This window comes from Natrinema sp. CRL1, assembly GCF_059162405.1.
The window spans coordinates 980,315-994,570 of the sequence record NZ_JBLVOY010000001.1; the positions used below are offsets into that span (position 1 = coordinate 980,315).

General features: G+C 65.5%; 12 protein-coding genes. 4 read left to right on the forward strand and 8 right to left on the reverse strand.

Translation table 11 applies throughout. From position 1 onward, the window contains the following. Positions 1-101: 101 nt before the first annotated feature. Both ACJYUO_RS05110 and ACJYUO_RS05115 read left to right on the forward strand, forming a co-directional pair. The gene (locus tag ACJYUO_RS05110) at positions 102-1,334 is read left to right on the forward strand and encodes a GNAT family N-acetyltransferase (protein WP_494344307.1); all 1,233 of its coding nucleotides are present in this window, start codon (positions 102-104) and stop codon (positions 1,332-1,334) included. Between the two features lie 234 nt (positions 1,335-1,568). Beyond that, positions 1,569-3,425: a PAS domain-containing protein gene (locus ACJYUO_RS05115; protein ID WP_494344434.1), complete on the forward strand. Its 1,857-nt coding sequence runs from the start codon at positions 1,569-1,571 to the stop codon at positions 3,423-3,425. A 35-nt stretch (positions 3,426-3,460) separates the two neighbouring features. Here the strand turns inward: ACJYUO_RS05115 and ACJYUO_RS05120 are convergent, their stop codons facing one another. The 3 genes from ACJYUO_RS05120 to purL all read right to left on the reverse strand — a co-directional run bounded on the left by ACJYUO_RS05120 (position 3,461) and on the right by purL (position 7,124). Continuing rightward, positions 3,461-4,138, reverse strand: a complete 678-nt coding sequence (locus ACJYUO_RS05120; RefSeq protein WP_494344308.1) for a class I SAM-dependent methyltransferase — start codon at positions 4,136-4,138, stop codon at positions 3,461-3,463. A gap of 77 nt (positions 4,139-4,215) precedes the next feature. Continuing rightward, a complete protein-coding gene (locus ACJYUO_RS05125; protein WP_494344309.1) occupies positions 4,216-4,803 on the reverse strand; it encodes a response regulator in 588 nt (195 codons plus the stop codon). A 167-nt stretch (positions 4,804-4,970) separates the two neighbouring features. Beyond that, the gene (gene purL / locus ACJYUO_RS05130; RefSeq protein ID WP_494344310.1) at positions 4,971-7,124 is read right to left on the reverse strand and encodes a phosphoribosylformylglycinamidine synthase subunit PurL; all 2,154 of its coding nucleotides are present in this window, start codon (positions 7,122-7,124) and stop codon (positions 4,971-4,973) included. Between the two features lie 129 nt (positions 7,125-7,253). Here purL and ACJYUO_RS05135 point away from each other — a divergent pair, with 129 nt between their 5' ends. Then, positions 7,254-7,937: a PHP domain-containing protein gene (locus ACJYUO_RS05135; RefSeq protein ID WP_494344311.1), complete on the forward strand. Its 684-nt coding sequence runs from the start codon at positions 7,254-7,256 to the stop codon at positions 7,935-7,937. Continuing rightward, positions 7,934-9,070 (forward strand): asparagine synthase C-terminal domain-containing protein, encoded by a 1,137-nt coding sequence (locus tag ACJYUO_RS05140; RefSeq protein ID WP_494344312.1) that lies wholly within the window; start codon positions 7,934-7,936, stop codon positions 9,068-9,070. Before ACJYUO_RS05135 ends, ACJYUO_RS05140 begins: the two co-directional genes overlap by 4 nt. Here the strand turns inward: ACJYUO_RS05140 and ACJYUO_RS05145 are convergent. From ACJYUO_RS05145 to ACJYUO_RS05165, 5 genes are all read right to left on the reverse strand, one after another. Continuing rightward, a complete protein-coding gene (locus tag ACJYUO_RS05145; protein WP_494344313.1) occupies positions 9,067-9,393 on the reverse strand; it encodes a cupin domain-containing protein in 327 nt (108 codons plus the stop codon). The genes ACJYUO_RS05140 and ACJYUO_RS05145 overlap by 4 nt on opposite strands. 135 nt (positions 9,394-9,528) lie before the next feature. Continuing rightward, entirely contained in the window at positions 9,529-10,620 is a 1,092-nt protein-coding gene (locus ACJYUO_RS05150; protein ID WP_494344314.1) for an Mrp/NBP35 family ATP-binding protein, read from the reverse strand. Positions 10,621-10,762: 142 nt separating this feature from the next. Next, a complete protein-coding gene (locus tag ACJYUO_RS05155) occupies positions 10,763-11,074 on the reverse strand; it encodes a hypothetical protein (RefSeq protein WP_494344315.1) in 312 nt (103 codons plus the stop codon). Next, the gene (gene nrfD / locus ACJYUO_RS05160) at positions 11,071-12,423 is read right to left on the reverse strand and encodes an NrfD/PsrC family molybdoenzyme membrane anchor subunit (protein WP_494344316.1); all 1,353 of its coding nucleotides are present in this window, start codon (positions 12,421-12,423) and stop codon (positions 11,071-11,073) included. Before nrfD ends, ACJYUO_RS05155 begins: the two co-directional genes overlap by 4 nt. Then, on the reverse strand, positions 12,420-14,078 hold the full coding sequence (locus ACJYUO_RS05165; RefSeq protein ID WP_494344317.1) for a 4Fe-4S ferredoxin N-terminal domain-containing protein: 1,659 nt from the start codon (positions 14,076-14,078) through the stop codon (positions 12,420-12,422). Before ACJYUO_RS05165 ends, nrfD begins: the two co-directional genes overlap by 4 nt. Between the last annotated feature and the right edge of the window lie 178 nt (positions 14,079-14,256).

The following is a 14,256-nucleotide window of genomic DNA, read 5'->3' on the forward strand; positions in this document are numbered from 1 at the left end:
CCGAACGCAACAGCATCGTCGCGTCTCGCCGTCCGCGATCCGAGTGCGGGGAGCCGGCGGTATTACGAACAGTTTTCTCGGTCGCCTGCGCTCTCGGTAGTATGGTCGACTATCGTCCCATTCCGGACGAACGGGACGTGTTCCACGAGTATCGCAGCTATGCGTTCCGGCCCGAAGAGGGGGTGCCAGCGTACGATCCCGCGGCTCACGAAACGCCCCGGGACACCCTCGGCTCTCGGCGCGGCGTGTACGAAGATGGAGCGGCAGACGATGCGAAGCCGCGCAGCGTCTGTCGGCACTACTGGCTCGAGGCCCGCGTACGCGACGAGGTCCATCGAACCGCCGGACTGGCATCGGTCGCGACCCCGCCCGAGTACCGCCGTCGCGGCTACGTCCGACAGTTGCTCGCCCAATCGCTCGCCGAGTATCGCGACCGCGACGTGCGGTTCTCGGTCCTGTGGCCGTTCCGCTATCGGTTCTACCGGCAGTACGGCTGGGACACCGGCACCCGGATCGTGACCCACGAGTGCGACCCAAGTGTACTCTCGGTCGCGGCCGACGCCGTCGACCGGGACGCGGGGTCGTTCCGTCGACTCGAGGCCGACGAGTACGAAGCGCTCGAGTCGGCCTACGAAACGTATGCCGACCGGTACTCGCTCGCCCTCGAGCGCGACGAGGAGTGGTGGCGATACCGCGTCTTCGCCGACCACGAGCACGACCCCTTCGTCTACGCGTACAAGCGTGACGGGCGAGTGCAGGGCTACCTCGTCTACACGATGGACGGGTCGGAGGGCGATCGGACGATGGCCATCTCCGAACTCGCCGCCGTCGATCACGACGCCGTGTTGGCCCTGCTGTCATTCTGTTACGATCACGAGTCCCAAGTTCAGCGTGTTCGCCTCCGGGTGCCCGACGACGTTCCGCTTCGAGCGATCGCTCGAGAGCCGGATCGGATCGAGACGACCGTCGAGAACGGACCGATGGTCCGCATCGTCGACGTTGCGGAGACGCTCTCCGCGCTCGCCTATCCGGACCGCGAGGCGACCGTAACGCTCGCCGTCGAGGACTCGCTCGCCGAGTGGAACGACGGCACGTTCCGCCTCGCGGTCTCGGACGGCCGCGCGGACTGCCGCCGACTGCGCGATCGCTCGGAGACAGAGTCGTCCGCCGACGTCCGCCTCGATATCGGCGCGCTCTCCCAGCTCGTCGTTGGCTTCCGATCCGCGAGCGCTCTCGAGCGAACGGGACGACTCGAGGTGACGGACTCGGCCTCGCTCGAGACGATGTCGACACTCTTCCCCGAAACGGCGGTCGCACTGACCGACCGGTTTTGAACGGCTCGCCGACCGTGGGTATTCGTTCGGTGCGGTGACGGCAAACGGTGTCGCGATCGGGAACATTTCATGCCACCAAGTGACACACTAGCGCTCGGCCACGACACTGAAATAGGGGTTTCACAAACTATGTGCTGACTGTCTGTCGATGAGATCAACGGCCGCGAGAGGCGATTGCCTCGAACGCGAGGGGAAGGCCCATCCGTCGTCGGGCGGGGGTGGCGAGTCGTGACCATGCGATCCGTGCCGATCGTCGACCGGGTGACGGACGCCTTCTTCGCGCTCGATACCGGCTTTCGCTTTACCTATCTCAACGCGCGGGCCGAAACGCTGCTCAAGCGCTCCCGCGAGGACCTGATCGGACGGGTCATGTGGGACGAGTTCCCCCAGACCGTCGAGACGCAGTTTCCCGACGGATTCCACCGCGCGATGGACGAGCAGGTACCGGTGTCCTTCGAGATCTATCACACGCACCTCGAGACGTGGTTCGAAGCGCGGGCCTACCCGTCTCAGAACGGGCTTTCGGTGTACATGCGCGATGTCACCGAGCGGCGGGCACAGGAGACGACGGTGGCCCAACACGCCGCCGTCGTCGAGGCGATCCGCGACGCCGTCATCACGCTCGATCGCAACCGCGAAATCGTCGCGATCAACGGCGCGACCGAAACGCTCCTCGGTGCGGATCGGTCGGCCTTGGACGGCGAGCACGTTGAAACCCTGACCGAACTGGCGGGCATCGACGACCAGCACGCGGTCGATATCGGCCGCGCGATCACTGATGTCGATGTCGGCAACGCAGATCGTCGACAGCTCGAACTCCCCTACACCGGTCCGGATGGCGACGACCGAATGGGCGAGTTCCGGTTCGTCCCGATCGAGGACGACACCGCGACCGTCGCCGCCGTCGTCCGCGATATCACCGACCAACACGAGTACGACCGCGTCATCACGTCGCTCCACGAGATCACCCGCTGGCTCCTCGAGTCCGACGATCCCGAAGAGATCTGTGCGATCTCGGTCCACGCCGGCGGCGACCTGCTCGATCTCCCCATCAGCGGCGTCTGGCTCCTCGAGGAAGAACAGGGCTACCTCGAGCCCGTGGCCGGGACCGCCGGCGCACACGATACCTTCGGCGGCCTGCCGCGGTTCAACCCCGGCGAAGGCCTCGTCTGGGACGTCTTCGAGGCCGGCGAAGTCGAACGGTTCGACGACCTCGAGACCGCCGGCGAACTCTACAATCCGGACACGCCGCTCCGATCGGAGATCATCGCCCCGATCGGCACCCACGGCGTCCTCATGACGGGCGCGCTCGACCCCAACCGATTCGACGAGACCGATGTCGACCTCATCTCGACGCTCGTCGAGAACACGCGAGCCGCCCTCGACCGAGCCGATCGGGAACGGGTCCTTCGGGACCGAACCGCCGAACTCGAGCGCCAGACCGAGCGCCTCGAGGCCGTCGCCGACGTCCTCTCGACCGATCTGAAAGACCAACTCACGGCCGTCGCTGACGCGCTCGCGGACGACACGGCCGACGAGTGGGAATTCCCGCTCGCCGAGGACACCGTCGAAACGACCCTCGACCGCGCCGAGGGGCTCGTCGACGACGTTCGGGAGTTCGCCCGCAACGCCTCCGCAATCGGCCCGCGTAGCCGACTCCGCCTCGAGTCAGCGATCACCGACGCCGCTGGCGAGTCACGCCTCGACGAGGACAGCATTATCGTCGACGGCTCGGCCGCGCTCCGGGCCGATCCCGACCGCTTCGTCCACCTCCTCGAGACGGCCTTCGACAGTGCCGTTGCGCGGGCCGAGGGTGACGTGACGATTCAGATCGGCCTCGTCGGGTTCGAGGACGGCGGCAGTCGCGGCTTCTTCCTGCTCGACGACGCCGCGGAGATCCCGCCGAACGCACACGAACGCGTGCTCGATCCGACCCGCGACGACGACACTGCGATCGACGGGCTCGGCCTCGCACTCGTCCGGGCGATCGCCGAAGCCCACGACTGGGAGTGTACCGTCTCCAACGGCGCAAACGGTGGAACGCGGATCGAGATTCGGGACGTGACGACGCTCGAGCGCCGGCTCGAGTAGCGGCATTCTCCGCTTTTCGGACGACCCGTCCCGCGTTACCGGGGAACCGTGCCGGTCATGATATAATACTCGTGGTGTGGTTCTCGGCCCCACAGCGCCGGGTCCGACAGCGGTTCGTACTCGAGTTCCCGGAGACCGTTGCTCGCCAGGAACTCGCGGAGGTCGGCGGGCGGGCGGCCGTCGTACAGCGGTAAGTCGTCGTGGATCGCCTCGTACTCGCCCCACGGCTGGTCGTGGTCCCAGTATCCCTCGATCAGGAGGAGTCGGCCGCCTGGTTTAACGACTCGCTGCCACTCATCGATCGCCGCGCCGGGATTCGGCAGCGTCCAGATGAGGTGTCTGGCCGTGAGCAGTTCGAACGCGTCGTCGGGAAGCGCAAGCACCTCCGCGTCCCCGCGATGGAACGCGATCGATCGGTCGGCCCGTTCGGCTTTCGCCCGCGCGCGCTCGAGCATTTCCGGGGCGAGGTCGACGCCCGTAACCTCGTGGCCCAACTCCGCCAGCAGCAGGGAGACGACGCCCGTTCCACAGCCGAGATCGAGGGCTCGCAGCGGGTCGTCGCCGGTCCGCTCGCGGAGCACCGACAGCCACCGCTCGCGCTGGTCGTCGGTGTGGATGCCGTGGTGGCTCGCGTCGTCGAACGTCGCGGCGCGGTCGTTCCAGTGCTGCTGGACGAGGTCTTTGACGGCGTCGGTCCGGTTCGGTTGTGTCATGTGTGTGTGTGTGTACTTTGTTCGTCAGGACCCCACTGAACGCACGAGACTGTTGTACCACCGGGGAGCGGACGCCGTTACTCTTGAACGACCGAATTGCTCGTAATATCGCGACAGAGTTGGCGGTAACCGTCCTGGGCCAAGAGTTCCTGCATCGTGTCGTCGACCTCGACACGGAGGACGGCCAGCCGATCCTCGAGTTCGGCATATTCCTGACTCGAGCGGCGTTCGGCCCTGCTCTTTTGATCGTCCAGTAACGCCTTCTTCGAGGCAAGCGCGAAGAACTCCCGTAGCTGCTCGTCGTAGGACGACCGGAGCAGCAGTTGGTCGATGACCGCGACCAGTTCGTCCTGCGAGACGGGTTTGATCAGATAGTCGTCGAACCCCATCTCGATGATCTCGAAGTCGGGTTCGACTGCCGTCACCATCGTCACCCGGCACTCGAGGTCTCGCTCCCGGATCGTCTCGAGGACGGTCGACCCCGAGAGCCCGGGCATCCGCCGATCGAGGAGGACGACGTCGATCGATTCGTCGATCGCCGCCAGCGCGTCGGTGCCGTCCGATGCCGTTTGGACTGCACAGACTTCCTCGAGCCACGCGGCATAGAGGTTCGCGAGGTCGGGCTCGTCTTCGACGATCAGGACGGATGGGGTGTCGGTAGTCATCGAATCCTCCGGAACTGTCGGTTCGTTGGACTACTTACGCCGGCTGTATATCAATATGTCGGACAATAGACGGCGAAACTGGCGGCGTTGACGGGTATTGCCGCATTCCCGCGGCATATTCTCGAAAAAGGTACTCGAATCCGACGCAATCGATCGTCCGACCCGGCTCACTCGAGTTCGCGTTCGATCGTCGCGCGTCGCTCGCGGATCGCGGCCGCGTCGGTCCCGATCGTTCGGTCACCGGTTTCGATCGTGAGAGTCCCATCGTCGGTCCCAGCGCCGAGTTCGACGACCGGCGCGACGCCGTCGAACGCCTCGCGGACCGCCTCGACCGACTCGGTCTGGATCAGCGCGCGACCCGGCTGTTCGCCGAACAGCGCGCCTACGGGATCCTCGCTCGGGATCGACACCTCGAGGCCAGCGTTTTCAGTGACCATCTCGGCGAGCGAAACGGCGAGTCCGCCGTGGCTAACGTCGTGGACCGCGAGCGTCGAGTCCGCATCTGCGACCGCGGCGAGTGCCTCGAGCAGGCTCGCGGGGTCGTCGGGCAGTTCCGGGAAGCGGTCGCTGCCGTCGAACTGCGCGAGGTACTCGGAGCCGCCGAGGCGGGCGTTGCCGGCCTCGAGGCCGAGGTCGCCGACGAGGACCAGATTGCCCGCCGGCTCGACCGACAGCGGCGGCGCGTCGTAGCCGTCCTTGGCTCCGACCATCGCCAGCGTCGGCGTCGGTGGGATCGGCCCCGCGACGGAGTCGTTGTACAGCGAGACGTTCCCGCCGACGACCGGCGTCGACAGCGTCTCGCACATCTCGGCGAGCCCGTCGACGATTCCTTTGAAGCCGCCGTAGACGTCCGGCTTCTCCGGATTGCCGCCGTTGAGACAGTCGACCGCGGCCAGCGGCGTCGCACCCTTGGCCGCGATGTTCGTCGCGTTCTCGAGTGCCACGGCACGAGCACCGTTGTAGGGTGCGGCGGCGGTCCAGTTCGGGGCGGCTCCCGACGAGATTGCCAGCCCCTGTTCAGCTTCCCGGACCGCGACGATCGCCGCGTCGTCGCCCGGCCCGACGCTCGTGCGGACGCCGACCTCGTGATCGTACTGCCGGTAGACCCACTGCTTCGAGGCGGTGTTGGGACTCGAGACGATCGTGTCGAACGCGTCCTCGAGATCGACGTCGGGCAGGTCCGTCTCCGGCTGTTCCGGGTCCTCGGACGCGAGGTCGTTCATCGGCGCACCCTCGCCGAGGAAGTAGGCGTCGACGTCGACGACGGTCTCGCCCTCGAACGTGCAGGTGTACATATCGTCGGTGACCTCGCCGATCACCGAGCAGCCCAGATCGAACCGCTCGGCAATCTCGCGGACGCGGTCGACGTTCTCGGGAGCGACCTCGTAACACATCCGCTCTTGGGACTCGGCGAGCAGGATCTCCAGTGCGTTCATGTTCGGCTCGCGCTGGTGGACCCGCTCGAGTTCGATGTGTGCGCCGAGGCCGCCCTTGGCGACGAGTTCGCTCGAGGCACCGCCGAGACCGGCGGCACCGAGATCGCGAGCGGACTCGATCAGGGTCTCGTCGACGAGCGCCTCGTTGGCCTCGATGAGTAGTTTCTCCGAGTAGGGGTCGCCGACCTGGACCGCGGGTCGGTCCTCGGTCTCGGCGTCTTCCGCGAGGTCCTCGCTGGCGAAACTCGCGCCGCCGAGTCCGTCCCGACCCGTGCCGTTGCCGACGAGCACGAGCTTGTTGCCGGGTTCTTGGGCCTCGGCGGTGACGAGTCGCTCCTCGTTGGTCAGACCGACACAGGCGACGTTGACCAGCGGATTCCCCTCGTAGTCGGGGTGGAAATCGGCGCTGCCGGCGACCGTCGGCACGCCGATACAGTTCCCGTAGTGGCTGATCCCTTCGATGACGCCCTCGAAGAGGTACTGCGAGTGGTCGTCGTCGAACTCGCCGAAGTACAGCGAGTCCGCGAGCGCGATGGGGTAGGCCCCCATCGAGAGCGTGTCTCGGACGATGCCGCCGACGCCGGTCGCCGCGCCATCGAACGGGTCGACGTAGGAGGGGTGGTTGTGGCTCTCGATGCCCAGCGTGATGTAGGTGCTGTCACCGTCTCCCGGCTCGTTTCCGGGCAGCGCGACGACCGCCGCGTCGTCACCCGGCCCGATAACGACCTGCTCGCCCTCGCTGTCGAAGGCCGACAGCAGCGGTCGCGAGGAGCGGTACGCGCAGTGCTCGCTCCAGAGGTTCTCGAACAGCGCCGCCTCCGCTCGAGTCGGTTCCCGCCCCAGCTCGGAAACGACGAGTTCGCGGTCCGAATCGGCAAGACTCATTCATCTAAGTGGTGAAAGTCGGTCGGTAAATGGGTTTCCATATGCACGTTCGTGGATAGAAAGAGCGGCCGCGCGACCGTCGAGTCGCGGACCGAGGCGCTTTTGATCAGGCCGCCTAAACGTGTGTTCGTGCTGTCGGTCGAACTTCACACGCACTCGTCGCTGTCCTACGACGGCCGCGACCCGGTCGATCTCATCTTGGAGCAGGCCGAAGCCGTCGGTCTCGACGCGATCGCAGTGACGGACCACGACGAGATCGACGCGAGCCTCGAGGCCGCCGAGCGCGCCGCCGACTACGGGCTGGTCGGGATTCCGGGCATGGAAATCTCGAGCAAGGCGGGCCACGTGCTCGGTTTGGGACTCGAGGAAGCCGTTCCGCCCGGACTCTCCTTCGAATCGACCCTCGAGGCGATCCACGAGCAGGGCGGACTGGCCGTCGTCCCCCACCCGTTTCAGGAGTCACGCCACGGGGTAATGGCCCGCATCTCCCGCGAGCAACTCGCGCTGGGCGACGCGATCGAGGTCTATAACTCCCGGTTGTTCACCGGGCGGGCGAACCGACAGGCGGAACGCTACGCTCGGTCGCGTGACCTGCCGATGACCGCCGGCAGCGACGCCCACATCAGCGAGATGGTCGGGCAGGCGGTCACCCGTGTCGACGCCGACGAGCGCTCGCCCGAGGCGATTCTCGCGGCCATCGCGGACGGGCGGACGACCGTCGAAGGAAAGCGAACGCCGTGGCGGATCAGCGTCCAACAGTTCGCCGGCGGCGTCACGCGACGACTGAGCCACGTGCTGAAACTCATCCCATGACCGAGACGACGCTCCGCGGTACCGACCCGGCGACGGTTCGCGACGCACTCGAGGACGGCGACCCATTCCCCGGAACGGCCGGCTTCGCGGGCGCTGTCGACGGCCGTCTCGTTCGCGACGTGCTCGGCCGTGTCCCGCTGTTCGTCGACGGCGGCTCCGGATCCGACGGCGATTCGGCGTGGGCATTCGAGCCGACCGCACTCGAGGACCCGACGCTCTTCCCGGCCGGCGCAGTTGCGCCCGTCGACGGCCCGTTGTCCGGTCCGGAATCGAACTGGTCGCTGCCGGATCCCGACCCGCTCGAGGGCGACGCCGCCCTCGAGGGCCTCGGAGGGGCGATTCGAACGGCGACCGACGCCGTCCGCGACGACGACCGCGAGATCGCCGTCGCCTTCTCCGGCGGTGTCGACTCGGCGCTGGTCGCCGAACTGCTCGACGCGCCGCTGTACGTCGTCGGCTTCCCCGACAGCCACGACGTCGAGGCCGCACGCACGGCCGCGGACGCGATGGGCCGCGACCTGACCGTCGTCGACCTCGAGCCGGCCGACCTCGAGCGCGCCGTCCCCGAGGTGGCGCGGGCGACCGGCCGGACGAACGCGATGGACGTCCAGATCGCGCTCCCGCTGTATCTGGTCGGCGAGCGCGTCGCCGCGGACGGCTTCGACGCCCTCGCCGTCGGGCAGGGAGCCGACGAGCTGTTCGGTGGCTACGAGAAGGTCGTCCGGCTCGATCACCGGGTCGACGCCGAAACCGTCCGCGGGGCGGTCCGCGAACAGATCCGGAGCCTCCCCGATCAGCTTCCGCGGGACGTGCTGACGATCGAGGCGACGGGGCTGGAACCGGTCGCGCCGTTCCTCCACGACACCGTCATCGAGGCCGCGCTTCGATTGCCCGATGACCTGCTTGCCGACGCGGACGAACGGAAGCGCGGCTTCCGCCGGGTCGCGTCGCGGTATCTCCCCGACGAGGTCGCGACGCGCGATAAGAAGGCGGTCCAGTACGGCAGCCTCGTCGCCCGCGAACTCGACCGGCTCGCTCGGCAGGCCGGCTACAAGCGCCGGATCGATGACCACGTCGACAAGTACGTCGCCGCGCTGTGTTCGGACGGGCCGACCGCCCGCAACGAGACCTAAGACGGCAGCGGACAGAGACTCGCGGTGAAGACCACCGTCTCGTCGGTCCCGTTTCTCGCGCCGTGATCGACGCCGCGTTCGTGGTGGACGACGCCGGGCGCGTCGATCTGTTCGCTCTCCTCGCCTTGTATCACCGTTACTGTCCCCTCGAGCACGTGGAAGATGTTCGTGCTCTCGGCGTGGTCGTGTGCCTCGAGTTCCGCGCCCGGGCCGAGGGCGAAGGCCTTCACGAGGACGTCGTCGGTGACGACCAGTTCCGCGCTCGCGACCTCGCCGTCTCCCGGCTCGAGGTCGGCGATCGAATCGGCGTATGCGTCGAGCATACCGTTCGGTTCGGCGGGGACCACTAAAACGGCGGCGGAGAGGGCAACGAGATGTGAACGGCTCGCCTCACGACGCTCGAGATCGCAGTAGAAGAGAGATCGGCGGCGTTGTGCCCCACGCCGCGACAGGCCGACTCAGTCTTCGGTCTCGGTCGGCAGCTTGTTCTGCGGTTCGTAGGTGACGTTCTCCGAGACCTTGCGGCGGTTCTGCTCGCCGATCCGGTCGGCGACTTCGCCGACGACGTCCTCGAGGTGTCCTTGGACCTCGCTATCGTCGTCCTTGACGAGCGCTCCTTCGCTGCCGTCGGCCCCGAAGTCGGGGTGGATCGGGATGCGGCCCAGCAGCGGGACATCGTACTTGTCGACGATCGTGTCCGCGCCGCCGGTTCCGAACAGGCCGTGCTGGTCGCCACAGGACGGGCAGATGAAGGAACTCATGTTCTCGACGACGCCGAGCACCGGCGTGTCGTGTTTGTTGAACATCTGGATCCCCTTTCGGGTGTCGTCGAGTGCCATCTCCTGTGGCGTCGTGACGACGACCGATCCGGTCACCGGCATCGACTGGAGCAGGTTCAGCGTCGCGTCGCCGGTCCCCGGCGGCAGGTCGACGATGAGGTAGTCCAGTCGACCCCACTCGACGCCCTCGAGGAACTTCACCATGAACTTGTTGACCATCGGGCCCCGGAGGATGGCTGGATCGTCGTCGTCTTCCATCATCATCCCCATGCTGATGAGACGAACGCCGTCCGAACGGGGCGGGACGATCTCCTCGTTTGGTGTCACGCCCGGATCGCTCTCGGGCGGCAGGATCTGGGGCACGTTCGGCCCGTGAATGTCGGCGTCGAGCAGGCCGACCATCGCGCCGCGTTTCTCGAGTCCGGCCGCGAGATTGGCCGCGACCGTCGTCTTGCCGACGCCGCCCTTTCCGGAGGAGACGGCGATGACGTTCCGAACCTGCGGGAGTACCTCCTCATCGAAACCGTGGTCCTCGCCGACGTGCGCTCGCAGGTCGGCCTCGAGACCGGCTTCTTCGACGACGTCGCGGATCCGGTTGCCCAACTCCAGTTCGGAGGGGGCATACGGCGCGTTAAACGCGAGCGAGATTCGGGCCGTCTCGTCGTCGATCGTGAGGTCGTTGACCAGTCCCAGCGAGATGATGTCCTCGCCGAGGTCCGGATCTTCGACCGCCTCGAGTTTGATTTCGAGTTCGTGTTCTGTGATACTCATAGTGACTCTGTGCTAGCCGAATGGAGGGGGTCGAACGGGATACGTGTGATGGTTCGGGACTCGAGCGGCGGCGCTGCCGAGCCAGCGATATCCGCCGCGAAAAATGAAACCGGTGTTCAGTTCGGCTGCGATTCGACGACGGTTACGGCGGGCCGACGCTGCTGAACGGCTCCGGTGGGCCGCCGTAGAACACGATACCGATCAGGACGGTCAGAACGAACATACCGACCCACATCGATGTCGTGAGGCCGACGAGATAGCTCACGCCGGTCAGTCCGGTCTTCGTGTCGCGGGGTTCGCCGAGGAACCACGCCGCGAGCATGATGTAGACCGGGACCAGGATGACGGCGAAGATGATCCAGGTCCCCTCGTTGGCAAAGCCGGTGAAGCCGGCCGTACCGTCGTAGCCGTGGTACAGCAGTTCGGACGGGATCGTTGTCAGTGCTGGGCTCATGCTTCCACCTCCGGTTCGGTCGCTTCCTCACCGTGGTCGTGGTCGCCGCGCAGGTGTTCGATCGCGTGGAGTTCGACCACTGGAACGAGCTTCGAGAGGTTGAGGAATAAAAGTGCAACCAGCCCAGTCGTGCCGACGAGCGAGAGCCACTCGATTGCGCTCGGGAAGTAGGTCCCGGGCGTATTGGCGTAGATGTCGAACGTCGGGTGCAGGAATCCTTCGACGACGAACAGGATCTTCTCGGTCAGGGTCCCGGTGAGGATGATACCGCTGGCGATGAGCGCTCGCTTCTTACTGAACAGGGCCGGACGGATTCCCTGCAGGAAGATGTAGACGAGCGTGCCGAAGATCATCGTCATCGCGATTTGGTAGATGGGGTGGGCGATCTTCGCCTCGATCGCGACCGCCTTGTTGGTCGGGCCGAGGAAGACGCCGTTGATGATCGTCTGGAGCTGGAACCACAGGAACAGCAGGGTGAAGAACCCGAGCCACAGGAGCAGCCCGCGGAAAATGTCGTCAGTGATGATGTGATCCCAGTCGTAGGCGCGACGGAACGCGTAGGAGATGATCATGATGCCGCTGATCGCCGACATCAGCGCGATACTGAGGAACATCGGTCCCTGAATCGCACCGGTCCAGCCGGGCATTGCCGGCAGGAGCGCGAACAGCCACGGGATGACGCCACCGTGGAGCAAGAGCGGGGCCATGATGATGACCGCCGCTGCGAGCCACCAGACCATCCGGTCGATGACTTTGTCCTCCGCCTCGGTGTAGCCGAGCGTCAGGATCTTGTAGACCGGCTCGAACATGTCGGGGAGATCGTCACGCAGACGGTTGACGTCGTACCGGAGCGTCAGGCCGAGGTAAGTGGCCGACAGCACGAAGTACGCCGTAATGACCGTCACGTCCCACACCAGCGGCGAGTTGTTGACCGTGATGTGGTAGTGACCGATGACGCTCGTGACCATCCGGTCCGGTCGACCCATGTGGACCAGAATGTAGAAGCCGGCGGCCGAGAGGCCACCGATCGTCGTCATCTCCGCGAGCCGGGCGACCGGCATGTACCGGTCCATATTGAGCAGACGGACGGCGGCCGAGAGGATGATGCCGCCGTGTGCCACGCCGACCCACCAGATGAACGCGCCGATGTACAGCCCCCACGTCGAGCCGCCGCCGGAGCCCCAGTCGCCGAGGCCGGTGACGATCAGCCCTTGCTGGAGCTGGTAAGCCCATGCCACGAGGAAGGCCACGAGGCCGAGGGCCGCAACGCCGTACAGGATGAAGTACTTCTTCGTGAGCGTGTTGATCGGGCGGAGGATGTCCTCCTCAGAGGGAGTCTTGGTGCTCATAACGACACCCCGTCAATGCGGCCGACGGTGCCCTCGTCGAGGTACTCCTGTCGCTTGTCGAGCAGCCCGACGTCCTCGTACTTGGTCGGTCCTTCGACCTGGTGCGCTTCCGGACCGGGTTGCTGACCGAGGTACGTGATGTTCGGGTTGGTACCGACATCCTCGAGCAGTTGGAACGAACTCGGGTCGCCCGTGTATTGCTCAAGTCGGAAACGGGCCTGCTGTTCGCTGCCATCGCCGAGGCCCAGTTCGCTGTATGCCTCCTCGGTCTCGAGGTCGACGTACTGTTGGAAGGCTTCGACTGCAGAGAGGATATCCTGTTCGGCCGAGAGGATGGTGTTGTTCTCCTCGTCGCCGGGCTCGGTGCCTTCGCTGACCATCTCGATCGACTTCATGATCGCGAGGATATCCACGGTCAGACCCTCGATCTGCCCGATCGCGGTCTGGAGATCGTCGCCTTCGCTGAGGGAGCTGTTGATCTGGTCGGCCGATGGAGCCGTTTTGTCGCTGTCAGTGCTGTTCGTCAGGTGAACAATCGCGCGGCTCTTGACCGGGTGCTCGCGGTGTTGGGACGGATCGCTCTTTTCGTCCTTGACGTTCCCGAACTGGATCGCGCCCGGTGGACAGGCCGACTCGCATGCGCTCGTTCCGACCTTGTCTTCTCCCTGTTTGCCGTCCTGCATGGACGGACACATCGTACACTTGCTCATCACGCCGCGAGGCGCGCGACTGTCGACCCAGCGCTCGCCGTGTTCGTACTCGGCGTGCGTGATCTCGTCGGGATTTTCGGGATCCTCGAGGCCGTCGATATCCTCGTAGGCCACATCGGGTTCGTCCCACTGGAAGTAGTTGACGCCGTAGGGACAGGCGACCTGACAGTATCGGCAGCCGATACAGACGTCGTAGTCGGTCAGGACGAGCCCGTCCTTGTCGCGGGTGTGACGGGCCGTCGTCGGACAGACCTTCTCACAGGGAGCGTCCGTGCAGTGCTGGCACGGCCGCACGAGCATGTTGAAGTCGCTCCCCATATTGAAGTCGGTGTAGACGTCGTATTCGGAGCCCTCTTGACCGTGGTTGTTCTCGTCCTCCCAGGCCATAACGTACATCCAGTTGACGCCCTGGTCGAGATCGTTCTCCTCGGAACAGGCCGTCATACAGCTCAGACAGCCGTCACAGCGCTCGAGGTCGATCGTCATCCCCCACTGGGTGTCGGACTCCTCGGTGGTCTCCTGTCGGGGCCCGTGTCCTTCCTCGGCCGCGATGTTATTCTCGGGACCGTCGGAAGCAGCACCGAACGCACCCACCCCGACGGCCGCTGCGCCGACCCCCATCTTCTTCATCGTCTCACGGCGGGTCTCGCCGCCGTCGCCGTCGAAGGCGTTGAGCATGTTGGAGACGGTTCCTTTCGCCTCCTCTTGGGCCGCCTCGTAGGCTTCCTTGGTCGGTCGTTCGTCCTCGCCGAACTCCTCCATCACGTCCTCGTGATAGCGCTCGTGGAATTCGGCCTCGGAGAGTTCGCCCTTCGTGACCCGCATCGCGTCTTGGGCCATCTCCATACCGAGGTCGCTGTCGTACTCGGTATCGTCGAGCATCGTCTCGAGTTCGTCCTCCCACTCTTCGCCGAGTGGGTGGAATGATTCATCGTCCGTACTCATTAGATCAGAACACCTCTGAATATGACGCTGGTGTCATGCTGGTTGTACTCGAAAGCATGCACTTCAAATCGTTCATTTGTTGCTCCTCGTTCCCCGTCTCACAACCGTACTCGGATGAAATACCGACCCAATTTCCACCGTGTGAGAATGGACGCGAACATATTCGCGCATTTAAATA